The sequence below is a fragment of the Thermodesulfovibrio sp. 3462-1 genome, assembly GCF_040451425.1.
GTDB classification, from domain to species: Bacteria; Nitrospirota; Thermodesulfovibrionia; order Thermodesulfovibrionales; family Thermodesulfovibrionaceae; genus Thermodesulfovibrio; species Thermodesulfovibrio obliviosus.
This window is the reverse complement of record NZ_CP144374.1, coordinates 486,810-513,106: the sequence shown is the minus strand read 5'-3', so window position 1 is coordinate 513,106 and position 26,297 is coordinate 486,810. Positions and strand designations below refer to the sequence as shown.

32 protein-coding genes and 2 pseudogenes are annotated in these 26,297 nt (G+C 36.5%); 5 read left to right on the top strand and 29 right to left on the bottom strand.

Annotated elements, in window-relative coordinates; all coding sequences use genetic code 11:
* Positions 1 to 6: 6 nt before the first annotated feature.
* The 25 genes and pseudogenes from V4D31_RS02605 to V4D31_RS02485 form a co-directional block, all read right to left on the bottom strand.
* Positions 7 to 840: a glycosyltransferase gene (locus V4D31_RS02605; RefSeq protein WP_353686691.1), complete on the bottom strand. Its 834-nt coding sequence runs from the start codon at positions 838 to 840 to the stop codon at positions 7 to 9.
* Positions 828 to 2,057: an O-antigen polymerase gene (locus V4D31_RS02600; RefSeq protein WP_353686690.1), complete on the bottom strand. Its 1,230-nt coding sequence runs from the start codon at positions 2,055 to 2,057 to the stop codon at positions 828 to 830. Before V4D31_RS02600 ends, V4D31_RS02605 begins: the two co-directional genes overlap by 13 nt.
* Before the next feature lie 68 nt (positions 2,058 to 2,125).
* On the bottom strand, positions 2,126 to 3,520 hold the full coding sequence (locus tag V4D31_RS02595) for a sulfatase (protein WP_353686689.1): 1,395 nt from the start codon (positions 3,518 to 3,520) through the stop codon (positions 2,126 to 2,128).
* Entirely contained in the window at positions 3,517 to 4,332 is an 816-nt protein-coding gene (locus V4D31_RS02590) for a class I SAM-dependent methyltransferase (RefSeq protein ID WP_353686688.1), read from the bottom strand. Before V4D31_RS02590 ends, V4D31_RS02595 begins: the two co-directional genes overlap by 4 nt.
* Before the next feature lie 34 nt (positions 4,333 to 4,366).
* Positions 4,367 to 5,053, bottom strand: coding sequence for a phosphoadenosine phosphosulfate reductase family protein (locus V4D31_RS02585; protein WP_353686687.1), 687 nt, complete (start codon positions 5,051 to 5,053; stop codon positions 4,367 to 4,369).
* 53 nt (positions 5,054 to 5,106) lie between these two features.
* Positions 5,107 to 6,459 (bottom strand): flippase, encoded by a 1,353-nt coding sequence (locus V4D31_RS02580; protein ID WP_353686686.1) that lies wholly within the window; start codon positions 6,457 to 6,459, stop codon positions 5,107 to 5,109.
* Positions 6,456 to 7,076 (bottom strand): adenylyl-sulfate kinase, encoded by a 621-nt coding sequence (gene cysC, locus V4D31_RS02575; protein WP_353686685.1) that lies wholly within the window; start codon positions 7,074 to 7,076, stop codon positions 6,456 to 6,458. The genes V4D31_RS02580 and cysC overlap by 4 nt, the downstream gene beginning before the upstream one ends.
* Positions 7,037 to 7,882 (bottom strand): 3'(2'),5'-bisphosphate nucleotidase CysQ, encoded by an 846-nt coding sequence (gene cysQ, locus V4D31_RS02570; protein ID WP_353686684.1) that lies wholly within the window; start codon positions 7,880 to 7,882, stop codon positions 7,037 to 7,039. Before cysQ ends, cysC begins: the two co-directional genes overlap by 40 nt.
* A gap of 103 nt (positions 7,883 to 7,985) precedes the next feature.
* Positions 7,986 to 8,384: an oligosaccharide flippase family protein gene (locus tag V4D31_RS02565; RefSeq protein WP_353686683.1), complete on the bottom strand. Its 399-nt coding sequence runs from the start codon at positions 8,382 to 8,384 to the stop codon at positions 7,986 to 7,988.
* A 94-nt stretch (positions 8,385 to 8,478) separates the two neighbouring features.
* Entirely contained in the window at positions 8,479 to 8,703 is a 225-nt protein-coding gene (locus V4D31_RS02560; protein WP_353686682.1) for a type II toxin-antitoxin system HicB family antitoxin, read from the bottom strand.
* Between the two features lie 156 nt (positions 8,704 to 8,859).
* Positions 8,860 to 9,003: an integrase core domain-containing protein gene (locus V4D31_RS02555; RefSeq protein ID WP_353687075.1), complete on the bottom strand. Its 144-nt coding sequence runs from the start codon at positions 9,001 to 9,003 to the stop codon at positions 8,860 to 8,862.
* The gene (locus V4D31_RS02550) at positions 8,969 to 9,313 is read right to left on the bottom strand and encodes a DDE-type integrase/transposase/recombinase (RefSeq protein WP_353686681.1); all 345 of its coding nucleotides are present in this window, start codon (positions 9,311 to 9,313) and stop codon (positions 8,969 to 8,971) included. Before V4D31_RS02550 ends, V4D31_RS02555 begins: the two co-directional genes overlap by 35 nt.
* 2 nt (positions 9,314 to 9,315) lie before the next feature.
* Positions 9,316 to 9,564: an IS3 family transposase gene (locus V4D31_RS02545; RefSeq protein ID WP_353686680.1), complete on the bottom strand. Its 249-nt coding sequence runs from the start codon at positions 9,562 to 9,564 to the stop codon at positions 9,316 to 9,318.
* Positions 9,536 to 9,667 (bottom strand): hypothetical protein, encoded by a 132-nt coding sequence (locus V4D31_RS02540; protein ID WP_353686679.1) that lies wholly within the window; start codon positions 9,665 to 9,667, stop codon positions 9,536 to 9,538. The genes V4D31_RS02545 and V4D31_RS02540 overlap by 29 nt, the downstream gene beginning before the upstream one ends.
* Positions 9,668 to 9,983: 316 nt before the next feature.
* Positions 9,984 to 10,769 carry a sulfotransferase gene (locus V4D31_RS02535; RefSeq protein WP_353686678.1) on the bottom strand — a complete coding sequence of 262 codons (786 nt, stop codon included), beginning with the start codon at positions 10,767 to 10,769 and terminating at the stop codon, positions 9,984 to 9,986.
* Positions 10,770 to 11,089: 320 nt separating this feature from the next.
* On the bottom strand, positions 11,090 to 11,572 hold the full coding sequence (locus tag V4D31_RS02530) for a class I SAM-dependent methyltransferase (protein ID WP_353686677.1): 483 nt from the start codon (positions 11,570 to 11,572) through the stop codon (positions 11,090 to 11,092).
* Between the two features lie 6 nt (positions 11,573 to 11,578).
* Positions 11,579 to 11,875 (bottom strand): hypothetical protein, encoded by a 297-nt coding sequence (locus tag V4D31_RS02525; RefSeq protein ID WP_353686676.1) that lies wholly within the window; start codon positions 11,873 to 11,875, stop codon positions 11,579 to 11,581.
* 149 nt (positions 11,876 to 12,024) lie between these two features.
* On the bottom strand, positions 12,025 to 12,270 hold the full coding sequence (locus tag V4D31_RS02520) for a hypothetical protein (RefSeq protein WP_353686675.1): 246 nt from the start codon (positions 12,268 to 12,270) through the stop codon (positions 12,025 to 12,027).
* 63 nt (positions 12,271 to 12,333) lie between these two features.
* Positions 12,334 to 13,581, bottom strand: a complete 1,248-nt coding sequence (locus V4D31_RS02515; RefSeq protein WP_353687074.1) for a flippase — start codon at positions 13,579 to 13,581, stop codon at positions 12,334 to 12,336.
* A gap of 169 nt (positions 13,582 to 13,750) precedes the next feature.
* Positions 13,751 to 13,981, bottom strand: a pseudogene (locus V4D31_RS02510) (oligosaccharide flippase family protein); the annotation flags it as partial.
* Positions 13,981 to 14,817, bottom strand: a complete 837-nt coding sequence (gene rfbD / locus V4D31_RS02505) for a dTDP-4-dehydrorhamnose reductase (RefSeq protein WP_353686674.1) — start codon at positions 14,815 to 14,817, stop codon at positions 13,981 to 13,983. The pseudogene V4D31_RS02510 and the gene rfbD, both read right to left, overlap by 1 nt.
* Complete coding sequence (gene rfbB / locus V4D31_RS02500; protein WP_353686673.1) at positions 14,814 to 15,806, bottom strand: dTDP-glucose 4,6-dehydratase; 993 nt, start codon at positions 15,804 to 15,806, stop codon at positions 14,814 to 14,816. Before rfbB ends, rfbD begins: the two co-directional genes overlap by 4 nt.
* Positions 15,803 to 16,369 carry a dTDP-4-dehydrorhamnose 3,5-epimerase gene (gene rfbC, locus V4D31_RS02495; RefSeq protein ID WP_353686672.1) on the bottom strand — a complete coding sequence of 189 codons (567 nt, stop codon included), beginning with the start codon at positions 16,367 to 16,369 and terminating at the stop codon, positions 15,803 to 15,805. Before rfbC ends, rfbB begins: the two co-directional genes overlap by 4 nt.
* Positions 16,366 to 17,247 carry a glucose-1-phosphate thymidylyltransferase RfbA gene (rfbA, locus tag V4D31_RS02490; RefSeq protein WP_353686671.1) on the bottom strand — a complete coding sequence of 294 codons (882 nt, stop codon included), beginning with the start codon at positions 17,245 to 17,247 and terminating at the stop codon, positions 16,366 to 16,368. The genes rfbC and rfbA overlap by 4 nt, the downstream gene beginning before the upstream one ends.
* Positions 17,248 to 17,382: 135 nt before the next feature.
* Positions 17,383 to 18,078: pseudogene (locus tag V4D31_RS02485) on the bottom strand (GDP-mannose 4,6-dehydratase); the annotation flags it as partial.
* Positions 18,079 to 18,456: 378 nt separating this feature from the next.
* On the opposite strand from V4D31_RS02485, the gene yedE reads away from it, so the two are divergent.
* From yedE to V4D31_RS02465, 4 genes are read left to right on the top strand one after another with little or no spacing between them, the layout of a single operon-like run.
* Positions 18,457 to 19,545 carry a YedE family putative selenium transporter gene (gene yedE, locus V4D31_RS02480; RefSeq protein ID WP_353686670.1) on the top strand — a complete coding sequence of 363 codons (1,089 nt, stop codon included), beginning with the start codon at positions 18,457 to 18,459 and terminating at the stop codon, positions 19,543 to 19,545.
* Positions 19,546 to 19,549: 4 nt separating this feature from the next.
* Positions 19,550 to 19,768 (top strand): sulfurtransferase TusA family protein, encoded by a 219-nt coding sequence (locus V4D31_RS02475; protein WP_353686669.1) that lies wholly within the window; start codon positions 19,550 to 19,552, stop codon positions 19,766 to 19,768.
* Positions 19,769 to 19,779: 11 nt separating this feature from the next.
* Positions 19,780 to 20,319 carry a DUF3343 domain-containing protein gene (locus V4D31_RS02470; protein ID WP_353686668.1) on the top strand — a complete coding sequence of 180 codons (540 nt, stop codon included), beginning with the start codon at positions 19,780 to 19,782 and terminating at the stop codon, positions 20,317 to 20,319.
* Positions 20,304 to 21,155 carry an NAD(P)H-hydrate dehydratase gene (locus V4D31_RS02465; RefSeq protein ID WP_353686667.1) on the top strand — a complete coding sequence of 284 codons (852 nt, stop codon included), beginning with the start codon at positions 20,304 to 20,306 and terminating at the stop codon, positions 21,153 to 21,155. The genes V4D31_RS02470 and V4D31_RS02465 overlap by 16 nt, the downstream gene beginning before the upstream one ends.
* Here V4D31_RS02465 and V4D31_RS02460 read toward each other — a convergent pair.
* The 4 genes from V4D31_RS02460 to V4D31_RS02445 all read right to left on the bottom strand — a co-directional run bounded on the left by V4D31_RS02460 (position 21,144) and on the right by V4D31_RS02445 (position 24,498).
* Positions 21,144 to 22,022, bottom strand: coding sequence for a tetratricopeptide repeat protein (locus V4D31_RS02460; RefSeq protein ID WP_353686666.1), 879 nt, complete (start codon positions 22,020 to 22,022; stop codon positions 21,144 to 21,146). The genes V4D31_RS02465 and V4D31_RS02460 overlap by 12 nt on opposite strands.
* An 8-nt stretch (positions 22,023 to 22,030) precedes the next feature.
* The gene (locus tag V4D31_RS02455; protein ID WP_353686665.1) at positions 22,031 to 23,272 is read right to left on the bottom strand and encodes a prepilin-type N-terminal cleavage/methylation domain-containing protein; all 1,242 of its coding nucleotides are present in this window, start codon (positions 23,270 to 23,272) and stop codon (positions 22,031 to 22,033) included.
* Positions 23,236 to 23,517: a hypothetical protein gene (locus V4D31_RS02450; protein ID WP_353686664.1), complete on the bottom strand. Its 282-nt coding sequence runs from the start codon at positions 23,515 to 23,517 to the stop codon at positions 23,236 to 23,238. The genes V4D31_RS02455 and V4D31_RS02450 overlap by 37 nt, the downstream gene beginning before the upstream one ends.
* Positions 23,518 to 23,889: 372 nt before the next feature.
* Positions 23,890 to 24,498, bottom strand: a complete 609-nt coding sequence (locus V4D31_RS02445; protein WP_353686663.1) for a hypothetical protein — start codon at positions 24,496 to 24,498, stop codon at positions 23,890 to 23,892.
* Positions 24,499 to 24,677: 179 nt separating this feature from the next.
* Here V4D31_RS02445 and V4D31_RS02440 point away from each other — a divergent pair, with 179 nt between their 5' ends.
* Positions 24,678 to 26,297: a methyl-accepting chemotaxis protein gene (locus V4D31_RS02440; RefSeq protein WP_353686662.1), complete on the top strand. Its 1,620-nt coding sequence runs from the start codon at positions 24,678 to 24,680 to the stop codon at positions 26,295 to 26,297.

Below are 26,297 nucleotides of genomic sequence, written 5' to 3'. Positions count from 1 at the left end.
TAATCTTTACCCTTTGAAAAATTTATCAATATAGTATTTAATAGACTGATATGCATAAAATGCCTTCTGTTTAGATTTGAGAATAGAGATTGAAGAATGTTCATGATGTATAACTTTAAGCTCAGGGTCATAAAGAATGCGAAGATTTAATTTGCGAGCGGTTTCTGCAACAAATATCTCTTCTCCAAAAAGAAAACATTCTGTATTCAATGTTCCCCCTGCTTCAAAGTAGTTTCTATGGAAAATTATACAGGCACCAAAAGGTGCATATATTTCTTGTGGTTTTATGTTTTTATTTTTCTGTTTAGACAAATGATTTATTATTTCATATCTTATGCCTGAAATAAGCTCCCAAAAAAGATACAAAGGATAATATTTAAAAATCCATTTATAAAAATACATTCTAAATTTTGATGGACGAGTAATAAAATGTGGATTCTGATGCTTACGAGAAGAAGGTAGTTTTGATGTTTCAAGTATAATATCTGGCGCAATTATTGCGTAAATACTGTTCTGATAATATTCGATTAATTTTTTAAAAAAATTTTCTTCAAATTGGATATCAGTATTACATACAATGACCCATTCAGGCAAAGGATTTTCTTTTAAATATTGAATTAATCCGAACCATGCTCCTCCAAAATATCCAAGATTTTTATTAGTGTGATAATACAAAACTTGTTTTACCTCTTTTATTTTGTCTTTTAATTTGTCTTTTTCGCTATTATCAACTACCATTATTTTCAGCCTGCGGTCTCTACTTATCCTTAGTGTTTCTTTTATAAAAGAAAAAGTTTCTTCATCGTTATTATAATTAATACAAATAATTAAAATTTGCATTTTTCTATCTTCCATTTTTTATTAACCAAACACCAAATAATGAAGAACATAACCCATGCAAACAGTATTGTAGTAAATCCAAATATAAATTTGGTAATACTTGCCACAGCAATACTATAAAAAGCACTCAAAAATGGTAAATATGTGATTTTACCTTGTATAACTTTTTTATAACTATAACCCCAAAATATTCCATAAAGTAAGAAAATAAAAATGGAACCGAAAATTGTGTAGTCTTCTATAGTATCACGAAATAATGTAAAAACAGTTGATTCAGAACCTAACTCATCAGAAAGCGGCGTTGACTCATAACGCATTATTTGACCCCCGAAGAATTTATAAAATGGATTGGTATAGGCTCCGAGAGTTGGAATAATATCATCAGACCAATGTTCTGAAAACCATTGTGAAAATAATACAGGACTTCCTAAAAAAGCACTTTTTAGGAAAGGAGAAGCGCTATAAACATACTCCATGTTAATTTCGCTTGCACCCCATCTTAATATTTGTAAAAAGATGTAAGATATTGTAATTATTGTTATTAGTAAACCGAGTAAAATCATATTACGAACTGTAAAAAGTGGAAACTTTGTTTTAATAAGAAAAATCTTTATAGAAATGTAAGAACTTATCCATAATATGCAAGGAAAATAAAAACTCGCTCGAGTGCTTAAAATTAATGAATATCCTACCCCTATTATCAAAGGGAATAATGCGATGAATTTTTGATATCTTTTTAGTGAAATTACATAATGTATGCCTCCCAGAAAACTACTTGCATATACGAAAGAAGATAGTAAAATAGCCATTCCAGGTTCTCTATAAGATGGATCTGAATATCTTAAAACAGAGTACTCATTGGCGACTTTCGAAAGAGAAGCTAAAGAAAAAAATACGGTTAGTTCCTTTCCTAAAGAAATAATTAAAATAACAACACCTCCCAGTCCTAATATACTAAATAATATTATTAACACATTTAAAAATCTTAGATTATTCAAAAAATATTTATGCATATTAATTGTTGGGTAACTAACTGATTTATTAATGCCTATCCCGGTTGTAACAACAGCACTTCCCAAATATACTACAAAAACCATAAAAAATATCCACAATACTCCTAAAGGTTTCATATCATATTGTGTTAGTAGAATGGGCAATAAAGTGTAAACTGTCCAGATTAATGCAAAAAAAGCACCAGGAGCAAACCAGCTCTTCATTGTAATTCTGCAATACAATGCAAAAAGGAGTAGCAAAAGACTGATTAAAAAAATGGTAGAATTTTCACTCATAATAGTTCAAATTTTGGGAAATTGATTTCTGGAATATTCATATTTCGCAGTTTCATCAGATCTTGAGTTTCATACAGGTCTTTTTGCAAATTATATAACTCTTGCTGTCCATTACTTCTTTTTATTAATTTATATAAATCTTTATTTATCAAAGCAATTTCTTTACAATTAAAACTAAAATTATCAGGATCAAAATCAGGATTTTTTTCTTTGCAAGCATCTATTTTAAATCCTACATCTAATAACTGGGAACATGCAAAATCCCTTTTTTCATTCCCCATGAGAGCAATTGAACTGTTAGGAGCAGGCAATGGTGATTCTACTATACTGTGAATAGTTGCAAATAAATCATGAAGTTGAACAAGATTATTAATCTCGCCTTTTATCCCATATTCTTTTGGATAACTTATAATCAAAGGGATATGAATTAGTTCGTTGTATGTAGTAAATAAATGATGAACATGTCCATGTTCACCAAATAACTCACCATGGTCGGCCGTAATAATAAATAAAGTATTATCTTGTATTTTTAATTTTTTAATTTCTTCATACATCCTGAAAAGTATCTCATCCAAAAAAAGTATTTCTTCATCATATAATCCCTCCATGTATTCTAAATAATTTTTTTCAAAAGGTTTTATTGCATAATGCAAATACTCTGTTTCCTTACGGTGTCTATGCTCAAGTTTAGGGTTATCTTTAATAAAAATATTCCGGTATTTTTGCGGAGGATTATATTTATCATGCGTTTGCATCAAGTTTATGAATATAAAAAAAGGTTGCCTACATTCTTTTAAGATTTTTTTATATATTTTAAATGACTTAAGAGTAAAAGAAGAAGCATCTTTAGATAAGGGTCTTAATTTTTTGTAGACTCCATTAACTACTACTTTGAATAATACTTTTAAAGGAAACCGGCTTGATGATTTCAATAGAAATTTAATTTTCTCTAAATCAGTTTTTTTTAAAAAATTGCTGACAATAGCTTTCTCGTTATCTTTTTCTTCAAATATATTCCATACTTCATAAAATTTATCAAAACCTCGAGCATAACCAAATAAACGAGACACAAGAGCATTATTTGTTATTCCAATTGTGGTAAAACCTGCATTTTTAACTATTTCAGGTAAAGTATAAAAATTTTTACTTAAAAAAAGTTTATCTCCATCCGTGAGGTGCTCAGATGGATATAAACCTGTAAAAAGAGAAACATGTGCTGGTACAGTCCATGGTGCTGGAGAAAAACATCTTGTATAGATTGCAAAATTATCTTTTTCTACCATTTTCTCCAGCATTGGTGTTGTTTTTCTCCAATATCCATATAAGGACATATGTTTAGCACCTAATGTATCACATACTATCAAAACTATATTTGGGAATCGCTTTTTCATTTTTTATTATAAATTTTATCAAAATGCTGTTTAAATTTAAGAAAAAACCTTCTTATTTTTAGTCCGACTTTAACATAGGGATGGGACTCCAATCTTGAGAGCCTTTCTTTACATGTATGAAGTGAATCTTCCAATGCCTTCATATTAAATATTTCCTTCAATTTATCTTTATACAATATAGATAATATAGATGATTCATTCTCTGGAAAATGTATCACTATCCATGTTTGTCCATTTGGATGGGGGTAATCAATTTTCTTACAATTTAAACCATATTCTCCACACATCTTATAAATTGTATTAAGTGTATATGTAACACACCCAGGGTAAACCCATTTGTTACCTTTATAATCGTCATTACCCTCCATAAAAGTGGCTACAAAAAGTGATGTAGGCTTCATAACCTTCTTTGCCTCTGATAAACATTTACGAATTTGTGTTGGTGCTGCGTGAGAAAAAATAGATTGAGCTAATATAAAGTCAAATTTTAAATTAAACACACTTAATGTAAAATCACTAACTTTACTAAAAGAAGGTTTTTTTATATTGATCATATCGTTTCCTATTTCATTATTTATCCCTTCTTTAATTAGCCACTCATTTGGTTCTATTCCATAATACCTATTTGGCAGTAGATAAGGGATTAAAAGCTTCCCCCCCCTCAAAGAGCCACATCCAATGTCTAAAAGAAAATGTTCTTCCCTTAGACCCAATAAAAATAAAATTATAAATTGTAATCCACTAACTATATCATAAAATTCAACAGGACCTACATACCTTCTATACTCCTTGTTGAGTAAAACATTATCCATAAAAATTTCTCCTTTCTTGGTAATGTCAATAATTTTAGAAATATCCCATTTCTTTTAATCGCTTCATAACTTTCTCTTTTTCGGGTGCTCTCCCACTCCTTTCAGTCCAGTCAGTTCCACAAAGCCTTGTGCATGGTTCACAGTCAATTGACCGGTAACCCTTTTTATAAAGCTCGCAGTAAGGAATGTTATATTTTTTTATATATGACCAGATATCAATTTCCCTGAAATGTAATATCGGTTGAACCCTCATGTGCGGTGGATTTTCCCTTTGGGTGAAGAATTCTTCATTAATCCTTGCCTCCTGTTCGTCCCATCGAACCGCCGTCAAAAGGGCTTTAAGCCCATAATCTTTGATAGCGTTATTTATCGGAACTACCTTAAGAAGGTAACAACACTCAACCTTGTCTTTTGCGATCTCTATTTTTTTTATGGCTTCCTCATTTTTAAGAACTATTAACTCAAGATTCCATTCATCGGTAACTTTATGGACAAAATCCTTGATCTCTTTAAATTCTGCACTTGTGTCAAGTGTAAAAACCTTCCATGGGATCCTGCCATCGAACACAGATCTTACAAGATGAAGAAGGACTGTGGAGTCCTTTCCTCCGCTAAAGGCAACTCCCACATCTCTGCCATATCTTTCATAGGTCTCCTGAACCACCTTCTTACTGTATAATTCCTTCTCTTCCAGGGGCTTTTCAATAAGAACTTTGTCCATTTAACATACCTCCTTGTTTAGCAGTATATTTCAATTGTCTCGTTAACAGAAACTTATAACAAAAGCTTAGGAATATATAAGGTTAAAATACCTGTATCATATTTAATATAGACTACAGAGGCGAGATTCCAAAAGACAATACTGATCATCGTAGCAATCGAAGCCCCTATCATTCCAAATACTGGTATTAATAAATAGTTTAACAAAATATTAATCAATGTGGCAATAGTTAGGATGTTCTGGCATGCCCTCTCCCTTCCTGTCATATTCATAAAATATCCCACCGAGCCTGATATAGAGTTTACAAACTGACCTATGGATAATATTATAAGTGCCATAGCTCCTCTTTTGAATTCATCACCAAAGAATCCGAGGAAAAAGCCCGGCAATAGAATAAAGGCTAAAAGCACAGGAGCTGAAAACCAGAATATAAGCCTTGTGGAATGCTGAATTGTTTGTTTAAGACCTTCCATATCTTTGATCGCATAGAGTTCTGCAAACTTTGGTGCTACAATAGAGTTAATGGCAAAAAGGCTTATTGCGGTAAGATTGGCTAACCTCAGTGCAACATTATATATCCCAACCTCTGCCTCTGTCCTGAAGATGCCGAGCATAATGGTATCTATCCATTGCATTATCATATGCATTGACGCGATGAAAAACATGGAAATAGAGACGCTTAAGAGCTTACGGTATTTGATCTCGTTTATTGCCACAGAAGGGCTTCGTATCTCTATCTGTCTAAACCATAGTGCGCTGCTTAGAACTGTTGCAAAAATAATACCTACAATATAAGCTACTACAGGGTATATAGTTTTTCTTTCAAGCAAAAGACTAAATAAAATTAGAAACATAAGAGCAAAGAAGTAATTTATCACCCCATCGAGAAGACCGAATTCTCCAATCCTCTTCAGTCCCCTCAGGGCCTGTTTATTGATGTTCAGGAGCACCATCGGAACTATTGCCAAGGCGGCTATCCGGAAGTATGTTTCAAGGTGCGGTTTATTAAAGACCTTTTGAGAAATAATGTCTGCATTTATAAATATGAGCACAGACACTAAGATTGACAACGGTATTACTATTTTTAGCACCTTTGCGTAGACTTCCTTTATGAGTGAACGCTGACCATTTGAATTATACTGAGCCACAAATCTCACAAGTGATGTTTCAAAACCGAGCTGACCAATGAGTGTAGCCACACCAATAAAGGTGACGCATAGGGACAGAATGCCCATCGCCTCTGCTCCATAAGCACGGCTTACAATAAGAGTGAAGAGATATCCAAAGGCAATAGTAATGATGCTCATCAAAAAGGAGATACCTCCTCCCTTCAGTATCTCTGAAAGGTGGCTATCTCTTGAGGATAGGTTTAATAACCTGCTTATTGCACCCATCATAGCTATCATCCAATCCAGCCTCTGTTCATCAGGGTTTCATATAAAAGCGATATGGAACTTTCTTTGTCCATCTTCTCTGTATCCAGTATCAGATCAGGGTTTTCTGGCTCTTCATAGGGAGAATCAACCCCTGTGTAACCTTTTATGATACCAGCCCTTGTCTTTTCATAATAGCCCTTTGGAACACGCCTTGCACACTCATCAACAGAACATCTCACATAAACCTCAAGGAAATTATCATTCTTAAAACGCTCCCTGATATATTGCCTGTCTCTTCTGAAGGGTGATACAAAGGCAGCAAGGACTATAAGCCCGGCATCAACCATAAGTCGCGCTACCTCTACTGTGCGCCTTAGGTTTTCTCTCTTGTCGTTCTCAGAGAACCCGAGATCAGCATTAAGGCCGTGTCTGATATTGTCTCCGTCAAGGACATAACACTTTATACCTTCTTCAAAGAGTCTCTTTTCAAAGGCATGGGCAATCGTTGACTTTCCTGAGGAGGATAATCCTGTAAACCAGATGAGACCGCTTTTATGGCCATAGGCTTCGTTTCTATCTACTCGGTTCACGAAGCCATTGTGCCATACTACATTGTTTTCTGCGACCCTGCTATAGACGCTATCCATGAAACCTCTTTAAGCCGATGATTATTTAATGCAACAAAGTGCGGATTTTTTAAAATCTTTTTATTATACACCAGGGGTGTGCTGTTTCTGGCATCAAGAACCTTACCACCTGCTTCTTCCACGATGAGCTGTCCTGCTGCACTATCCCATTCCATGGTTGGACCGAATCTTGGATATATATCCGCAACTCCCTCAGCGACAAGGCAAAATTTCAGAGCACTTCCTGCCTGCACAAATTCAATCTGTTCATAAAGGGATTTCAATCTTTCTATAAATTTATTGGATTCCTCAGTATGATGAGACCTGCTTCCTGTAATAACTAAAGGTTCGCTCTCGCCCCTTCTATACTCAGGAAGTCTCTTTTTTATCTCTCCTTTCACCTTCCAAGCTCCCTGATTTTTTAAGGCATAATAGAGGATGTTTTTGCAGGTGCGTATATTACTCCTAATAACAGGAGAGTTTTCTTTGATAAGGGCTATATTTACTGTGAACTCTCCGTTTTTATTCAAAAATTCCTTTGTGCCATCAAGAGGGTCTATCAGCCATAAATAATACCACTGTCTACGAATATCAAAGGAAAGATCCCTTCCTTCCTCACTGAGGACAGGCAGGTCAGTAGATGATAAACCTTCAGAAAGTAATCTGTGGGCGGTAAGGTCTGCACTTGTAAGGGGTGAGCTGTCAGACTTGGTGGAAGAAGAGACGATATCGCTGTTATAGATCTTTAATATCTCTCTGCCAGCTTCAAGAGAAAGCTTTATTGCATGGTCTAAAAATCTGTGTATATTTACTAAACCTTCTCTCACAAGACCACCCCTCCCACCTTTATCCTCTTAAGCCATAGCCTTCTGGGTGTGCTGCACCCCACCCCATTTGTCAAGACTTTTTTATGCCCTAAAGTTGTAGAGGTCATGCTGCCTCCAAATTAAAGAAAAAACCAAAAGAATAAAAGATGACTGATAACCACAATATGGCAACTATAATTACAGTTTCCTTCGGATAATTTAATATTTTAAGGGTTAAAAATAAAATTAATGTAAAGAATAAAGATAACAGTATCTTTGCATTTATAATTGACTTTACTAAATCTGATATCTTTTCTGGATTCTGGGATACTTCTTTAACAACTAAAAGATTGAACCCATAATCAATAAATGTTAGAAATGTGCCGCTAAAAGATAAAGCAAAAGCAAACCGCCCAAACTCCTCAACTCCCAAAGCACGAGCAAGGATTATGTAAAGTAGAGCTGTGGATGAAAACCTTAAAAACGCATTTATAGTGCTATAAAATGTATTTTTCACTATCATCTAACTATCCCTTCACCTTTCACCGCAGTTTAATCCCTTCTGTTTTAAGAGGATTCAGACTTCATAATCCCTGTGAAAAACTTCCTGCCCTCCGTTACCCCTGTTGGTAATGTGATATATAACTTTCTTCAATATCTTCCATTTCTTCTAAACATAATTCCAAAACTTCTTTAAGATTCTGGTTTAGTTCTTCTAAGGTTTTCCCTTGAGAGCGGGCTCCAGGAACATATGGAATAATACCAACATATAGTTTAGTTACTGGATCCCATTCTATATAGTCAAAGAACTTTTTCTTTGACAATCTTTTCACCTCCGCCATATTAATCCCCCACCACCACCATTCAAGAACTTTATGTTGAAGTTCTACAGAAGTATACTGTGCTGCAGCCCCATTTGTCAAGACATTTTTTATGCCCTAAAGATGTAGATGTCATGCTGCCTCCAGGAAATATTCTCTCTTATACTCAGCCTCAAATTATTCTGGACTTATATAGCCCAGCCCACTGTGCACGTATAGTTTGTTATAATCAACCTCTATCCATCTTCCTATCCTTTCCCTTGCCTCCTCAAAACTCCCAAACTCATTAAGCCAGATTACCTCCTCTTTTATTGTCCTCATCATCCTCTCTGGTATCTGCATTGCCCTTTGGATTATCATAACTGGTGAATATCTGCTCAATACCGAGTGTTGCCATATCCCTCATAAATGAGGTAGCTGTCGGCTGCGAACCATTGTCACTTATAAGTTTTAGCCTTTGCCCTCTTACACCATCTGGAAATTCCTTCTCTACTGCCATCTCCAGTGCCTCCTCCCATTCTCCTGCCCTGCTCCTTAATGTGAGATTCCAGCCCACTATCTTCTTCGTATACCAGTCAAGCACTATTACCAGATATACCCATCCAATAGAAGATACCATGAATTCCGTCATATCTATTCCCCAATACTGCCTCGGTCTTTCAGCCCTGGGTTTGCTCCTCTGAGAACTCCTCTTTGCCTTATGAACTGTCTCGGTGTAAGCAGCCCATGTTTCTTCATGATCCCCTGAACCCTCTTGTGATTCACCTTTAAGCCTTCTCTATGCCTTAGCCAGGCAGTCACTCTCCTGTATCCCCAAAAGGGATGCCCTGTCTTTATCTTTTCAACAAGCTCGTTATCCCTTAAGAGATACTTCCCTCTCATTAACACCTTTCCCCCTGGCAGCACTATAATAGCTGCTCCTTGATATCCCCAGAGCTTTACAGGCATCTTTTATGGTGTATCCTGAACCCTTAAGCCACTGCACCGCCTCTACCTTGTTCCCATTAGCTCTTCCGTTTTTTTAAAATCTCTATCTGTATGGCCTGCTTGCCGATGGCCTTCTGAAGCCTCTCTATCTCTGCCCTGTAATGATTATCATCATATGAGCCATTGATAAGCCCCCTTTTCCTTTAGCCCCTCAAGGACTATTGCCAATTTTTCATCTACTGTCCATTTCCTCTGTTTCATTCTTTTTACCTCCTTGATAGGTTATTTCCCTCTGCTTATGCAGAAAGTCTGCAGCTCTTCAACCCTCGGCTGTCCAGTCAGAAGAGGGAGTGAGAATGCCTGGCTCTACACATTTACCGTGTCCACTCCCTATGGGGGTCAGTATAGTTCTTGTAATCTGAGTATATCATCTTTAGCAATTTGTTCAATTTCGGATACTTCACCGTAACTCCTTCCATGAAAATATGCTCAAACTTAGGTGAGTAGAAATTATTTTCAACCCCGAGAAAACTGAAAATATCTTTGATAACCTCATAAGTGTTTAATTTAAAATCTTCGTAGAGAAGAATCTTCACATTGTCTTTCGGAAATGTATCTAAATACCTTTTCACTTGCTCATAATATAACCCCAACTCAATATAGAGATGTGAAATACCCCATCCTTTTTTAGGTTTTTTCAAATCAGACAAAACTTCTTTTATAAAATCTTTCTCAGAAGTCAAACCATCTCTTAAGTTCATAAGGTAATGAGAGTAAGCCCTTTCGACCGGGTCTCTCAAAATCATTATTACTTTTGCATCTGGATTGAACTTTTTTATCTCATAAGCTGCAACCTTTGAGTAAAGGTAAGACGGAGATGCTTCACCTATTGCTTTTTCATTTTTTACACCATTGAAAAGTTCAAGATACTCTTCAAGAGTTCTTATAAAAATCGTAGTTCTTTTCATATCTCGTCTCATGTTTTCATAGTCAAGGTCTTTTGCAAAGTAATGAGGTTCTTTTACGGGAGACATATATATTTCAGGGTGTTCTTTGAGATACTCGTAAAGAGAAGTTGTCCCCGCTTTCTGTGCTCCAACAATAAAAAAATTTGGAATTTTATTTGTTTTCATTATTTTGGTATTACTTATGTCAATCATTTATTATTTTACTTCTCTACTTTAACAAAAATTTTTTTCAAATCCTCTACAAACTTTTGAGGTTCGTTTTTTATAACTTGCCTGTAATAATCAAAGTCTTTATACCTTTCTTCAAAATTTTCGAAGCAATCTTTTATTTTCTCTATTAGTTAAGGTTTCATGCAAACTTAGAACGGGGTCTTGCTCGCTTACAGCATACATCTTTTTTATGCACTAGTTCTATCACTCCACCTATTTAGTCGCTTCAAGCACTATTTCTTCGCCAACCCCCACATAGTTAAGAATGTATTCTATCGCCCAGAAAACTAAACCTTCCAATTTCAATCGCGTGTCCTGTCTTTGAGGTGAACCCCGGGTAGATTCCCATCTCGCTTGATCAAATAGCTTGCCTCCCATAGAAAACGTGCTCCCTTAGAAGTAGTCCAAATAGCCCGAACAATCAATCCTGCCCGCTCAGCACATGTCCGTAGCGATTTAGGTGAGAATAGGAACAGATGACGTGGAGGATCCCAATGTAGCCAATATTCACCGAATAAGCGTCGTCCTAAACTGCCGATATTCGGTGTAACTACCATCAACTTTCCCTCTGGCTTGAGAACTCTACGGCACTCAGTAAGAAGCACAATCGGGTCTGGAACATGCTCAATAACATGATTCATAGTAATAACATCAAAGCTATTATCGGGAAATTTAGCTTCCTCCAATGTACCCTGAAAAACCTCAAGGTCGAACTCCTCCCTTGCAATTTGCACAGCTTTTGAATCAGGGTCAACTCCAACAACTTTCCATCCCAATCCTTTCATCTGAGCCTAGAAATTTCCACTTCCACAGCCGACATCCAAAAGCCTGCCTCCATCAATTGCCTTAAGATACATGATATTTCCACCAACGATTTCCTTGAGAGGACCTATACAAGAAAAGATTCGTCCCAGTAAGTCAAGTAATCCTCCCTTTATATCTACTGAATAACCATATCGTCGCAAAATATTGTTTTTGATAGCCCTACGCAGACTCGCAAAGCTTTCCTTTGGTGAGTTCTCTAACTGATGTGTGTAGTATTCTGAATAGAGTTTATGGATATCGGTGGGAATAGGACGTGGATTCAACCACACAAGGTCACACCTCAAACATCGCATAAGCGTCCAAATACCCGGTGCCCCAAAAAGGCGATCTTTAAGTCCTTGGTAAAGAAGTACCCCCTCATCACCGCACAGCAGCCACGTTCTAATATCCCAAACACGTATGCCTTGATTTATTATAATATGTTTTTGATTCTTCGCCATAAATTTATCCATTCTTTCAGAACTATTCTTTTATCTGAAGTATCTAAAAGTAAAAGCTTTATCCAGATAAAATAGGTAAAAAAGCTAAGAAGAACTACAAAGAGCATAAGCTTAGCAAAAAAGGAGAGAACACCAACCAAGAATTTTAATCCCACAGTCATGCTTACAAGTAACAAAATGGTAACTCCTGCGAGCGTTATGCTACTAACTGTAAACACACGAGACGAGAAACTGCAAACTTTAAATGTAGCAACGAACAGCAAAAGAGCATCAAGTGCTACTCATAGGGTCCATGCCAACGCTGCTCCAGTAATTCCCCAAACTTTAACCAGTCCACCTGCCATGCCGACGTAAATAGGAAGTTCGAGCAGATGAAACTTAGCAAGAAGATCAGGGCGTCCTATACCCTGAAGAAGTGCAAAAGGAAAATGAGCAAGGGAGTTAATCAACACAGCAAGGGCAAGGATTTGAAGAACTGCCTCACTTTTCATTGCAAAGTCAACCCCCAGCCATATTTGTAAGATTTCTTTAGCGAATAGCGATATAATTAAAACAACTAATCCTAATGTCAGAAAGATATATTTAACAGAACGAATAAAGAAAAATTGAAGTCTCTCCCTATCTCTCATTCCTTCTAAAGCACTAAAAGCAGGAAATAATGCCATAACTAAGCTACTTGGAATAATCCAAAGACGAGTAACAGCTTCATATGAAGCTGTGTAATATGCTACCGCAGACATTGAGATAAGTGCCCCAATAAGAAATCGATCTAAATATACTAAAATCGGTCCTACAATGCCCGAAACCGTAACCCATCCACCGAAGGAAAAGAGGCGAGGAAAAAGAGAAAAAAGAGAGAAAGATACTGAATATTTCCTCAGCCATGGCATAATGCGAAGGTTAAGCATCACAAAAGCGGCTAATACCCCAAACCTTGAAAATAGTATTAAAGCCACTATACCAGGTAATTTTAAACTTAATCCTATCCCTATTAAAGTAAGAATATAGTTCAATACACTAGCTGGAACTGTTACGGCATTGACTAAATCAAAACGTTGGACTGCCTCAAGAAGACCCCTAAAGGAGCCTGAGATAAAAACCACTGGCAATGACAAGGCAAGAACGTAAAAAGTGGCTTTTGCTTCACCTATAAGGTCTGAAGGAATTTTAAGGATACGCTCAACAAGCAAAGGTGTAATTCCAATCAAAGCAAGGGCACCAACAATACCCAATATGACTTGGATCGTAACCGCTATCCAGACAAGGTGCGGAATTTCATTTTCTTCCCCTTTCCCCAAAGCTTCCGCTACAAATTTAGTAGTTGCTCTACCTATACCTAAATCAAATATAGCAAAATATCCAAAAATCACCCACACTAATGACAGAAGTCCAAACCGTTCAATCCCGAGCCCACGAACAATGAAAGGGATAGTAATTATGCTCGCAAGCATATGAACTGCCTGACCTATGAAGTTCAGGAGTGTGTTACGAGATAGAAGACTTCCACGGATTTGAGCAGTCTTATTCATTACTAAATTGCTTTGTTTATCTATTCGCAATCTTAACAAATTATATAATTATATAATGTTATGCTTATGTAAATGAGGATATTATCAAAAAACTTATTTAACCTATTTTTATTTTTTATATTTTTATCAATTCTCCTTGAATTAATGCTCAGGTTTTTAAATACCCTAAATTTTTATCCTCCCTGTGTATAGAAATCTCCCTTGTTGCTGAAAGATTGAAACCATAGTCGGTCAGAATTTGAAAATATCCACAAAATGCCTGCGCAAAAGAAATGAGACCATACTTTTCAGGTCCCAAAACTCTTACAAGATAAGGTAAAGTTATCAAAGGTAAGATGTAATTTACAACCTGTAAAAGATATAAAGAAAGAATATTTTCTATAAACCTTTTCTTATTCATTACTGAGTTCTACACCATCTGATAAATATCTCATCCCATTCTTCAAAGACTTCATTTAACCCTTTTTGTATTTTATCACTGTCAAGGACCGAAAAGCTTGGTCTTTTTGCCACCAAGTTAAATGTTTCTTTACTTACGGGTATTATAATCTTTTTTATACCATAGTTCTTTAAGATGAGCTTTGCCCATTCGTAGCGAGAAGCATATCCGTTAGGAACAAGATGGTAAAGCCCTCTAAGTTCTTTGTTTATAGCTTTGAGTGTTTTATCTACTATGAAGGAAGTAGAAGTTGGTACTGAAAACTCATTTATAGCTACTTTCAAAACTTCATTATCTTTAGCCCAACTCAAGAGCTTGTAAAGAAAGTTTTGTTTTCCTTCACCGTATATCCAGCTAACTCTGAATATTAAGCTATTTTCGTTAATTTTAGCCAGATTTTCACCTAAAAGTTTACTTTTTCCATATTCGTTTAAAGGATTTGGAGTGTCTTCTTCGGTGTATAGACCTTCTTTTGTTCCATCGAAGACGTAGTCTGTTGAGTAATGTATAAACTTAGCTTTTATTTCTTTAGATGCCAAAGCAAGGTTGTAAGGACCTACAGCATTTATAGAGTAAGCTTTTTCTGGCTCTTTTTCTGCGTTGTCTACAAGGTTGTAAGCGGCGCAGTTTATAACTACATCTGGTTTTATCTCTTTTAATGTTTTGTAAACTGTATCAAAGTTTGTAATGTCAAGTTCTTCTTTGGAAAATGCAAAGTATTCTACGGACTGTTGTTGAAAGTGTTTTATAAACTCAGTTGCAAGTTGCCCTTTTGCACCTGTTATAAGATATCTCATTTTCTGTAAACCTTCTGCCAAAATTCTTCTAAATCTTTAACTTTCTTTTCAAGCCAGTCTTGATGGTCTAAATACCATTTAACGGTCTTTTCTAAGCCTTCTTCAAACTTTGTTTTTGCCTTCCAACCAAGCTCTCTGTATATTTTTTGAGAGTCTGTAGAGTATCTGTAATCGTGTCCGGGTCTATCTTTTACAAACTCTATCAGGTTGTGAGGTTTTCCCAGTATATCAAGTATTGCTTTTACCACTTCTATATTCCTTCTTTCTTCACTGCTGGACACGTTGTATACTTCACCGATTTTCCCTTTTTCTAAAATAGTTAAGACCGCTTCGGCACAGTCCGATACATAAAGCCACTCTCTTACGTTTTTTCCAGTGCCGTAAACTGGTATAGGCTGGTTTTTTAAAGCCTTAACTATTACTACTGGTATAAGCTTTTCTGGATACTGCCAAGGTCCGTAGTTGTTCGATGGCCTTACAGTAATTACCGGTAAACCGTAGGTTCTGTAATAGGCTCTTCCTAACATATCCTGTGAGGCTTTACTGACTGAGTATGGGGAGTTTGGTTTTAAAGGTGTTTCTTCTGTAAATTTTCCTTCTTCTCCAAGTTCTCCGTAAACTTCGTCCGTAGATATGTTTATAAACCTCTCGACACCGTATTTCTTTGAGAGCTCTAAAAGGTTGAACGTTCCTTCTATGTTTGTTTGTAAAAATCCCCTTGGTTCTAAAATGCTTCTATCTACATGGCTTTCTGCAGCGAAATGCACAACAGCTTCTGGTTTTTCTTTGGCAAAGATACTATCCATCTCTTCGTAATCTCTTATATCAGCATGGTAAAATGTTATATAGTGTTCTACTTCTTTTAATCTTTCTGTATCTCCAGCGTAAGTTAGGGCATCTACAACGCAGACGTTATGGTTTTGCTTTACTGCCTGTCTTACGAACTCACTTCCAATAAAACCAGCTCCACCTGTCACTAAAATTTTCAAAGTAAATCCTCCTCTTTTAAATCTTTTAAATATGGGAGTTTACTGTCTTTATCTGAAAGAATTACATTTTCTATGCCTTCTAACGGCCATTTTATTCCTATATCCGGGTCGTCCCATCTTATTCCTGCGTCGTGTTGAGGTGAGTATTCAGCACCGGAGACTTTGTAGACAACTTCAGCATAATCGGAAACGACTAAAAATCCGTGGGCAAAACCTTCTGGAATCCAAAGCATATTCTGGTCTTCCTCGGAAAGGTAAACTGCCACCCATTTCCCAAATGTAGGACTGTTTTTTCTGATATCAACGGCAACGTCGAATATCTTTCCTTTTACACATCTTACAAGCTTTCCCTGAGCTTTTGGTTTTTTCTGGTAATGAAGACCTCTTAAAACACCTTTTACAGAGCCTGAGTGATTGTCCTGCACAAAAGAAACGTCTATACCGTTTTCTTTAAACACAGATGATTTGTAAAATTCTAAGAAAAAACCTCTTTGGTCTTTGAAGATTTTAGGCTTTACAAGGATTACATCTGGAATTTCTAACCTTATAAATTCAAAGTTCATGGATTTTCCTCTGCAATTGCTTCCAAGTATCTACCGTAATCTGTTTTACTTAACGGTTTTGCTAACTCCAAAAGCTCTTCTTTTGTTATCCATCTGTTCCGATAGGCTATCTCCTCTATACATCCGATCATAAGGCCCGTTCTTTTTTCTATGGTGGCTACAAACTCTCCAGCTTCCAAAAAGCTATCGTGGGTTCCTGCATCAAACCATGCAAAACCTCTACCAAGAAGTTTAACCTTCAAAGCTTCCCTTTTTAAGTATTCTTCTAAAACTGATGTAATCTCAAGCTCTCCCCTGTCTGAAGGTTTTACGTTTCTCGCTATCTGGGAAGCATTTTCATCAAAAAAGTATGCTCCTACAACTGCATAGTGAGACTTAGGCTTCTTTGGTTTTTCTTCTATAGATAAAACCTTTCCATTTTCATCAAACTCAACTATTCCAAACCTTTCTGGGTCTTTTACATAGTAACCAAAAACGTAAGCTCCTCCTTTTGTTTCAACTTCTAACATGGCGTCTTTTAAAATCTTTACCAAATCATGGCCAAAGAATATGTTATCTCCAAGAAGGTAAAGCACTTTATCACCTTTTAAATAATCTTCAGCAAGGATTAAGCCCTCAGCAAGACCGTTAGGTTTTTCCTGAATTTTGTAATCTATTCTCATACCAAGATGAGAACCATCTGAAAAAAGATTTTTAAAGTCTTCTAAATCCTGTGGGTTTACGATGAAAAGAACATCTCTTATTCCAAGCAACATAACCAAGGATAGAGGATAGTAAATCATAGGTTTGTTGTAGATGGGTAAAAAGTGTTTGTTTATTACTTTCGTTGTAGGGTAAAGCCTTGTCCCGCTACCACCTGCAAGAATAACTGCTTTCACAATTTTGCCACCAAGTTAAATGTTTCTTTACTTACGGGTATTATAATCTTTTTTATACCATAGTTCTTTTTCATATCGTATAATTATAACACACCCTAAATCCTTTACTTATACACTCTCTCATCTTTGCTATCGTATACCTTTTTCTTCTACTCCTTCTCCTTTCCACTCTATCTCTATACCTGCATAACTAAATGCTTTTTCTACAAATTCTCTTACTGAGTGTGATTCTCCTGTTCCTACTACATAATCATCTGGCTCATCTGCTTGGAGCATTAACCACATCATCTCTACATACTCTGGTGCAAATCCCCAGTCTCTTTTTGCATTAAGATTACCAAGGTAAAGTTTATTCTGCTTTCCTGCTAAGATATGTGCTAAAGCTCTTGTTATCTTTCTCGTTACGAATGTCTCTCCTCTTCTTGGACTTTCGTGATTAAACAGTATTCCGTTACAGGCAAATAGATTATAAGCTTCTCTGTAGTTTACCGTCATCCAGTATGCGTAAACTTTTGCCGCCGCGTAAGGGCTTCTTGGATAAAAGAGTGTTTTTTCATTTTGCGGGGGTGGAGATGCTCCAAACATTTCTGAGGAGGAGGCCTGATAAAATCTTGTTTTTATCCCACTTCTTCTTATGGCTTCCAGTATTCTGGTAGTTCCAAGTCCTGTTATATCGCCTGTGTATTCTGGTATATCAAAGCTTACTCTAACATGACTTTGAGCTCCAAGGTGGTATATTTCATCAGGTTGAATGTTATATATTAGGTGCATAATTTGACCTGAATCTGAGAGGTCTCCATAGTGTAGGAAAATCCTTGCATCTGGATTGTATCTCATTATATATTTAATTTCTTTCGCAAATGGTTATGGAATAAAGCCACGGGATAATTTTAACATAAGTTACAGAATTTACGATATGCTGATGAGAAAGCAATGGATTGAAATTGGTCGCATAAATCCTGTTCAATCTGAACCTTTTCCAACACCACCGCACAGGTGAGAGATTCTCCTTTTTAAAAAAGTTCAAGATGGTTCAAAATTGTTCAAATGGGCAAGAAGGGGGTGAGAGGCAAGTAACAGGATAAAGCCCCGGAATAGCAAAAAAGGCATTGGAAAAATCTATCAATATTCTATGATTTATTGAAAAAAACAATTTTACATATCGGCATTACTAAAGTAAAATATTCAAAAAATTCTGGAGGAAGGCAGATGGAGTTTAAGAATTTCTTTGCCACAAGAAGTGGCATTATTTTTGTTGGTTTAATTATCGGTGTGCTTGCTCCTGTGCTTCAGAATCTCGGAAATCCACCAAACATGGGTATATGTGTTGCCTGTATGGAAAGAGACATTGCAGGCGCGCTGGGACTTCACAGGGCAGCAGTTGTTCAGTATATGAGACCTGAAATTATAGGATTTGTTCTTGGAGCTTTTCTTTCTGCCCTTGCCTTTAAAGAATACAGACCTCGTGGAGGTTCAGCACCTTTTATAAGATTCATTCTTGGTGTTTTTGCAATGATAGGTGCACTGGTGTTTTTAGGGTGTCCATGGAGAACAATTTTAAGGCTTGCAGGTGGAGACGGAAACGCTATTTTTGGCTTACTTGGGTTAATTTTTGGGATATGGATTGGAACAAGGTTTCTTAAGGCTGGTTATTCACTGGGAAGAACTCAATCAGCTCCATCAAAGGCTGCTGGAATTGCCTTTCCTCTTTTAATGCTGAGCTTTCTTTTACTATTACTGATTGATCCTCAGCCAGCAGGTGAAGGCAGAGGAATGCTGCTATTTTATAGTATAAAGGGACCTGGCTCACAGCATGCTCCTTTGTTTATATCACTTGGGATTGCTTTGTTAATCGGTGTTCTTGCTCAGAGAAGCAGATTCTGTACAATGGGAGCATTCAGAGACCTAATACTTTTCAAGCAGGGGCATTTATTTTCAGGCGTGGCTGCATTTTTCATCGCTGCTTTAATTACAAATCTTATACTCGGACAATTTAATCCTGGCTTTGAAAAACAACCAATTGCCCATACAATGCAATTGTGGAACTTTCTTGGAATGACTCTTGCCGGACTGGCTTTTACCCTTGCAGGTGGTTGTCCTGGTAGACAACTTTTTCTTTCAGGAGAAGGAGATGCAGATGCTGCAGTTTTTGCCTCTGGTATGATTGTTGGTGCAGCAGTGGCACACAATTTTGGATTGGCAAGCAGTCCAGCAGGAATTGGTCCAAATGGAGCTGTGGCAACAATAATTGGGTTAATAGTTTGCGTAATAATTGGTTTAACAATGAGAAGGAGGTAAAAAAATGGCTGAAATTGTTGATGCAAGAGGACTTTCATGCCCTGAGCCTGTGCTTTTAACTCTTGAGGCAATAAAAAAGCTCGGCAAAGGTGAGATAGAGATTCTTGTTGATACTGATACATCAAAGGAGAATGTGTCCCGTGCTGCTACTTCAATGGGATGGCAGATTGTAGAGATAACCGAAGAGACAACAGGCTACAAAGTGAGAATTAAAAAGGACTGAGCAGGTGAATAATGAAGATATTGAAAAAATTATTCAAACACAGGACTACTCCCACTCAGAGAGGAATTCTTATCTTTGAAAACACATCAGAAGTCATAAGAGCTGAGAGGCTTCTAAAAGAGCATGGATATGAGATCAAAGTTGTAGGACCACCTCCACATGTAAGAAAAGGATGTGACCTTGCAATAGAATTTTCTGTTGTGGAAGCAATGGGAATCCTTAATGTTCTTGAAGCTCAGAGGCTTATGCCCCTTGATTTTTTGCCTTCCAATGATGGCAATTTAAAACCTGTTGACCTCTTTCATGTTAAAGACTACGGAAGATTTATCATGGTAAGGGCAGCAAACATGAAAATAACTGTTCATAAAAGTAGCCTTACTATTGTTAATGTTTCAGGTGGAGGATGCCCTGATGTTCCATATCTGGCAGCTTGCTTGATTGGTAAAAAAATTAATGAAGCAACAGAGCCGAGAATGCTCGGACATACTCTCTGTGGATATGCACTTCAGTTAGCCTATGATAAAATAAAAGAATTATGCTTGCAGTCATAGGCACTGTTCCAGAAGAAGATTTTCCTGTTACTTCTGGAAAGGCTCAGCTTGAAGGCAATTTCTTAATTGTAGAGGGTAGAAAAATTTCCATACAGAGAGGCACACCTGCTCTGATTGCATCAGCATGCAAAATTCTTGAAATATCAGGTAAAGCTGCGCTATATGTTTATCTCGCAGGAGATACAGGAAAAGGCTACGGAAGCAGGAGATTATATGAATTTTTTGTCAAGGAAATTAAAAATCATGACTTTGATACACTTACATTTCACTACTTAATGCCAGATGCTGATTGGTGTAATAAAATTTTGCTTGCCATTGGAGAATTATATAAACGCCCTTTTTTAATAGCTGATGCAGGATTTATGTATGCAGCAAAGATGAGTGGCAACGCCAGCTGTTTTGACCTTTTTACACCAGACCCTGGAGAGCTTGCTTTTTTAGCTGATGAAAAAGCTCCACATCCCTTTTACACAAGAGGTTTTCTCCTTCAGGATGAAAGCAGAGTTGAAGAACTCATTGAGAGAGCCTATAAACATAAAAATGCGGCAAAATATCTGCTTGTTAAAGGCAGGGCAGACTATATTGTAAAGCAGGGCAGAATCATAGATATTGTATCAGAACCTTGTATTGAAGCTCTTGAACCAATTGGTGGAACAGGAGATAGCCTCACAGGCATAGTTTCTGCTTTAATTGATTCAGGATATGAAGTAGAAAAAGCATGTAGTATGGCAGCCAGGATTAACAGAATTGCAGGACAGCTGTCAACTCCAGAACCATCAACTCAGATATCAGAGATTATAAAATTCATTCCCGATGCATTCAACTTACTTATATGACCTTATGCGCTGAATTGCCTCAGTAGCCTGAGGATCACCAAGTTGATAAAGTCTCTCATATAGTTTCAATGCCTCTTCGTATTGTTTTTTCTTTTCCTTTAAGAGTGCGAGATTATAAAGTGCTGTTTTGTTGTCCGGGTTCATAGAAAGAACTTTTCTGAAACATTCTTCAGCCTTTGTGAGATTTCCCATCTTTGCCTGAATTACACCGTAATTAATGATTATTGAAACATTATCCGGAGCTTGATTCAGGCTCAGCTGGGCATAATGGGAAGCTTCTCTAAGATCACCAATCATGAGATAAAGGGTTGCAATTTTATCAAGAATTTTTGGATCCTGCTTTCCCGTAATTCTAAGATACTCTCTGTATTCGGAGATTGCATCAGAGTAATTTCCCCTTGATTCAAAATCCTGAGCTCTGTAAAGATAATCTACTGCTTTGACTGTTTCTGCATTAAACTGTTCAAAAGGAATTTCAGCAGGTTTGTTAGACTGCTTTTTTTGTGTAGTCTGCTTTGCTACTTTTTCCTGCTTTAAAGGTTTTGTTGTATGTTTTGTCTTTAAATTTTGGTTAATGTTTTCTGTTTCCATAGATTTTACTTGTACAGAAGCTGGTTCTGTACTTGATTGAGTATATTTTTTTTCTTGCGAAGGGTTTGGCCCTAATGTTGAATATTGAACAGGCTTGTTAGAGCTTTTTAATTCTGATTCTATATAATGATTATAAATAAAACTTCCAACAAAACCGATGGCAACAATCAGTAATGATAGTATTATTAAAAAAATAGGTTTTTTCGGAGTTTTCTCATTTGCTCTTATAATTGTTAAAAGACCTGGTGGTATGCCTTTTTTAGTTTTAAATATCATTCAACCTCTTAATTAGCGATACAATTATTACCTTGACATGATACATTAACCTGACAATCACCGTTGGTATCAAGATTTTGCATCGTTCCAGAAAGCAATATAGTGCCCCAGCACCAAGTGTTTATATAAACAGTTAAAACACTACTATTACCCAGACCTGATATATAACTACTGTCTCCATTGCCTAAGTTTTGACATGGTCCTGAATCAATTCTAAAGGACTTTGAATTTCCCTGATTAGAAATACTAAGAGCATAGGAAGCACAACCACCACCTCCTCCTCCGCCGCCGCCAAAAGGATTTATGGTTAATACCAGAGTTTTCTGAGCAATGTTATCATTTGAACCTGTCGGGTCTTGATTATCTCTTGCAAAAAAAGTAAGCAGATAAGTTCCTGGTGTGTTTGGGGTGCCAGATATTGTGATATAGTCAGCCTGCCTCCATGAGGCTTCTGCAAGTCCTAAACAATCTGATGAAATTGTGAGTTGACTAACATCGAATCCTGAAAGAGAAGGATTAACTTCTATACACCACCTGTATTTTCCGCCACTACTGAAAGGGACTCCTCCTTCCGCATAAATTTTGGCTTCATAAGATTGTCCTACATAACCGTACGGTAATTCATTGTTTAAAATCTTAAGCTGAGCTCCCTGACATCCTGCTTTTATTCTAAGCTCATCAAGACTTACCCACTTAACAATATCATCATACTCTTGTTGCCTTGTAAAATCACCAGAATAATCATCAATATTTGGAGTATCTTGCGGATACACTCTATAGCATGTTTTTCCTGGAGGGCATGGAGAATTTGTTAAAGGTCCTGTTTGAACATTGTAATTCGGACCACCACTTACTACTATGAAAGCTACATTCTGAATTTGATTGTTACAGTTTGCATCTGTACAAACAATTACATTTGTGGTTTTCCTTCCGCAAATTCCTTCAGCAGGATTAGATGGCGGATTAGTCAAGGCACTGTCAACAAAATAAACAAGTCCTTTCCCCCATGAATCATTAGGGTTTCTTACTACTTGAGGAAATTCTGTAGATGTTGGCAATCTATTATTTTTTGCCGTAAAACCTATCACTGACTCTGTAGCTGCATTCACAATATCCCTTGTTTCAGTTAGTTTTGCCCTTTTTGTAAGCGGACCAATAAGGCTTGCACCAAGACCTACTAAAAGGCCCAGTATCACAAGAACAATGGCTACTTCTACAAGTGTAAGCCCTTTTTTTGATTGAAGTAGCATACTTTTTTATACCATAAAAGACTTATTTTTTCAAGATTTAAAGTTCTTTCTGAAGCTGCACCTTCTGTTTTTGCTGTCACTGCAATTTTCAAAACTGGCAAAGCGTGTTCACTTATTTTTGATCCCCATGTTTTCTTGTATTTCTCATCAAGTTTATCAAAAAGTTTTTCTCCCATGTTGTCAATCTTATCCTTTATTACCTCAGTAACTTTATCCTGTATGACATTACCTAAGATTTGATTCAAATCAGAGGCATTCAACTCTGAAGAGGCTCTAATATTTTCTGCTAAATCATTTAAACTTAGTTGACGCTGATTATACTGGGCAAAAAGCTGTTTTTTCTTTCTTTTTTAAACTCTGCCACTGCCAGGGCTTTCACAAAAAAGACATAAATGCTTTTTTTTAAGAAATGCTTCAAAATTCTCACTTTGAAGGAACTCAAGCGCACTACCATTTTTTACAAAGCCTATGCCATTTCCAGTTTCATAGAAAACTCCAGCTCGGTCTGAATAGAAAATCTTTTTTATGCTCTGTCTTGGATATTCATAAACAATTTTGAGTTTGCCATTTTTATATTCTGCGATGTGTCTGTTAATGCTGAGGAATCTTCAATGAATTTATGCAGCAGTCAATACTTTATCTTCCAGCCTTTGAATTCTCAATCTCATATCATCAATAGCTTCTTTCTGAGATAAAGCTTTATTAAGGTCTGCTCTGATTTTTGATGCCTCTAAAAATAATTCATCAAGTCTGGCGTTGGTTTCATCAATCCTCTGTGTATTCATCATAATCTCTGTTTTAAGCTCAACCCTGAGTTCATCAATTCGCTTATTAGTATCGTCAATCCTTTTGTTCGTTTCATCAATCCTTTTGTTCGTATCATCAATCCTTTTGTTCGTATCATCAATCCTTTTGTTCGTATCATCAATCCTCTGTGTATTCATCATAATCTCTGTTTTAAGCTCAACCCTGAGTTCATCAATTCGCTTATTAGTATCATCAATCCTTTTGTTCGTTTCATCAATAGCCCGTCTTATGTCCTTAAGTTCAGACTCAATGCTTGCCTGTCTTGATTCAATTGAATTCATTCTTGTATTGATTGAGTCAAGGGCAATTGCAAATCCCTGAAGCTGTCCTGAAACTGTTGCCTTAAAATCCCTTAACTCCTCTTTTATCTCCCCTAAAATCAAATCTCTTATTTTGTCTACTACCTTTTCCCATTCCATAAAACCCTCCAATACAGTTTTTATTTATTATTATACTCAATATTTTATAATTCTTCTCAAAAAAAGAAAGGGGTCTCAGAGGCGGAAAACTTTTTGATATAGCCGTAGTGAAAACTGATTGAAAAATAAATGAGATTACTTTATAATGTAATGAAAAAATAAAAAAGGAGGGATTAAGAATGTTTAAAAACCTTACAATTGGTAAAAAACTCACAGTTGGTTTTGGAGTTTTAATTTTGCTCTTAGCTTTATCAAGTGCTATAACTCTTATTCAATTACAATTCATAAAAAGTGATGTTTCAGATATTGACGAAAGAATTAAAAAACTCAACTATGCAGTGGGTATAAGAAGGATTGTTGTAGAAATAATTAATAATGTAAAAGATATGATGCTTACTGAAGATTTAAAGAAAAAACAGGAGCTTAAAAAAGCCATTGATGAAAATAGAGCTAAATACAGGGAAAAATTAGAGGCAATAAAAAAGATAACCCATACAAAAGAAGGTGCGCAAGTTATAAAAAACCTTGAAGAGGCAATAAGTGATGCAGCTCAGGCAAACAATAAAATAATAGAACTCTCAATGGCAGGGAAAAATAAGGAGGCAATAGAAATTTTTAATCGTGAAGTTTCACCAAAGCTTGATCGCCTTGAAAAAGCTCTTGATGATCAGGTAGCTTTTCATAATAAAACACTTAATGCAAGGCTTGAAAAGATAAATTCAATTATCATGAGAGAAATTTTAGTTATAGTTATTTTCACAGCTGCTTCAATTCTAATAGGCATTGGCTTTGCTATATTTATTTCTCGTTCTGTTAAAAATCCAGTTACAGAATTAAAAGAAGTACTTGAAAAAGTCGCAAAGGGAGACTTATCAGTTAATGTAAAAATGGAAAGTAAAGACGAACTTGGAGTGATTTCTCAATCACTAAATGAGGCAATAGCAAGCATTAAGAAATTGATAGCAGAGTCAAAGACCATATCAACCTCCCTTGCTTCATCTTCTGAAGAACTTTCAGCAACAACAGAGGAGATATCCCGTAATCTCAAATCTCAAACAGAGCGTGCCAGTCAGATAGCCAGTGCTGCAGAGGAAATGAGCCAGACAGTTGTTGACATAGCAAAAAATGCTTCAAACATAGCAGAAGTGAGTGTTGAAACTGCAAAAGTAGCTAAAGATGGAAGAGATATGACACTTAACACAGCCAATGAAATAAAAGTAATAGAAGGAGCAATTCAGAAACTTTCAGAAGTAATAAATGTTCTTGGAGATCGTTCCCGCCAGATTGGAGAGATTGTGACAGTAATTAAAGACATTGCAGATCAGACAAACCTGCTTGCATTGAATGCAGCAATTGAGGCAGCAAGGGCAGGAGAGCAGGGTCGTGGCTTTGCTGTGGTTGCCGATGAAGTGCGTAAGCTTGCAGAGAGAACAACAAAGGCAACTGATGAGATAGCGGAGATGATAAGAGGCATTCAGAGTGAGGTAGATGTTGCAGAGGGTTCTATGGAGGATGCTACAAAGAAGGTGGCAAGCGGAGTTGAGTTAAGCCAGAAGGCAGCACAGATACTTGGCCAGATATTAAACAAAGCACAGGAACTGCAGAGTATGATACAGCAAATAGCCAGTGCAACAGAAGAAATGAGCTCAGTTACAGACCATATAACACAGGACATTGGAAGCATTGCAGAGGGTTCAAAAGAGATATCACTTGCAGTTGACCAGTCAGCACAGACAGCAACTGCCTTAGCAAGATTAGGTGCAGAGCTTAACACTGCCATTGGCAGATTTAAAGTTTAA

Bases quoted from the DNA above. Each gene is read 5' to 3' on its own strand.
- cysC (WP_353686685.1), bottom strand. From the start codon at position 7,076: ATGGATAGCGTCTATAGCAGGGTCGCAGAAAACAATGTAGTATGGCAC.
- V4D31_RS02440 (WP_353686662.1), top strand. From the start codon at position 24,678: ATGTTTAAAAACCTTACAATTGGTAAAAAACTCACAGTTGGTTTTGGA.
- V4D31_RS02585 (WP_353686687.1), bottom strand. From the start codon at position 5,053: ATGGACAAAGTTCTTATTGAAAAGCCCCTGGAAGAGAAGGAATTATAC.
- V4D31_RS02555 (WP_353687075.1), bottom strand. From the start codon at position 9,003: ATGAGGACAATAAAAGAGGAGGTAATCTGGCTTAATGAGTTTGGGAGT.
- V4D31_RS02530 (WP_353686677.1), bottom strand. From the start codon at position 11,572: ATGAAAGGATTGGGATGGAAAGTTGTTGGAGTTGACCCTGATTCAAAA.
- V4D31_RS02580 (WP_353686686.1), bottom strand. From the start codon at position 6,459: ATGATAGCTATGATGGGTGCAATAAGCAGGTTATTAAACCTATCCTCA.
- V4D31_RS02590 (WP_353686688.1), bottom strand. From the start codon at position 4,332: ATGGATAATGTTTTACTCAACAAGGAGTATAGAAGGTATGTAGGTCCT.
- V4D31_RS02565 (WP_353686683.1), bottom strand. From the start codon at position 8,384: ATGATAGTGAAAAATACATTTTATAGCACTATAAATGCGTTTTTAAGG.
- V4D31_RS02475 (WP_353686669.1), top strand. From the start codon at position 19,550: ATGGCTGAAATTGTTGATGCAAGAGGACTTTCATGCCCTGAGCCTGTG.
- V4D31_RS02445 (WP_353686663.1), bottom strand. From the start codon at position 24,498: ATGGAATGGGAAAAGGTAGTAGACAAAATAAGAGATTTGATTTTAGGG.
- yedE (WP_353686670.1), top strand. From the start codon at position 18,457: ATGGAGTTTAAGAATTTCTTTGCCACAAGAAGTGGCATTATTTTTGTT.
- V4D31_RS02455 (WP_353686665.1), bottom strand. From the start codon at position 23,272: ATGCTACTTCAATCAAAAAAAGGGCTTACACTTGTAGAAGTAGCCATT.
- V4D31_RS02600 (WP_353686690.1), bottom strand. From the start codon at position 2,057: ATGAAGAGCTGGTTTGCTCCTGGTGCTTTTTTTGCATTAATCTGGACA.
- V4D31_RS02465 (WP_353686667.1), top strand. From the start codon at position 20,304: ATGCTTGCAGTCATAGGCACTGTTCCAGAAGAAGATTTTCCTGTTACT.
- rfbD (WP_353686674.1), bottom strand. From the start codon at position 14,817: ATGAGATATCTTATAACAGGTGCAAAAGGGCAACTTGCAACTGAGTTT.
- V4D31_RS02605 (WP_353686691.1), bottom strand. From the start codon at position 840: ATGCAAATTTTAATTATTTGTATTAATTATAATAACGATGAAGAAACT.
- V4D31_RS02460 (WP_353686666.1), bottom strand. From the start codon at position 22,022: ATGATATTTAAAACTAAAAAAGGCATACCACCAGGTCTTTTAACAATT.
- V4D31_RS02560 (WP_353686682.1), bottom strand. From the start codon at position 8,703: ATGGCGGAGGTGAAAAGATTGTCAAAGAAAAAGTTCTTTGACTATATA.
- V4D31_RS02535 (WP_353686678.1), bottom strand. From the start codon at position 10,769: ATGATTGACATAAGTAATACCAAAATAATGAAAACAAATAAAATTCCA.
- V4D31_RS02595 (WP_353686689.1), bottom strand. From the start codon at position 3,520: ATGAAAAAGCGATTCCCAAATATAGTTTTGATAGTATGTGATACATTA.
- V4D31_RS02545 (WP_353686680.1), bottom strand. From the start codon at position 9,564: ATGAGAGGGAAGTATCTCTTAAGGGATAACGAGCTTGTTGAAAAGATA.
- V4D31_RS02550 (WP_353686681.1), bottom strand. From the start codon at position 9,313: ATGACGGAATTCATGGTATCTTCTATTGGATGGGTATATCTGGTAATA.
- V4D31_RS02470 (WP_353686668.1), top strand. From the start codon at position 19,780: ATGAAGATATTGAAAAAATTATTCAAACACAGGACTACTCCCACTCAG.
- rfbC (WP_353686672.1), bottom strand. From the start codon at position 16,369: ATGAACTTTGAATTTATAAGGTTAGAAATTCCAGATGTAATCCTTGTA.
- V4D31_RS02515 (WP_353687074.1), bottom strand. From the start codon at position 13,581: ATGAATAAGACTGCTCAAATCCGTGGAAGTCTTCTATCTCGTAACACA.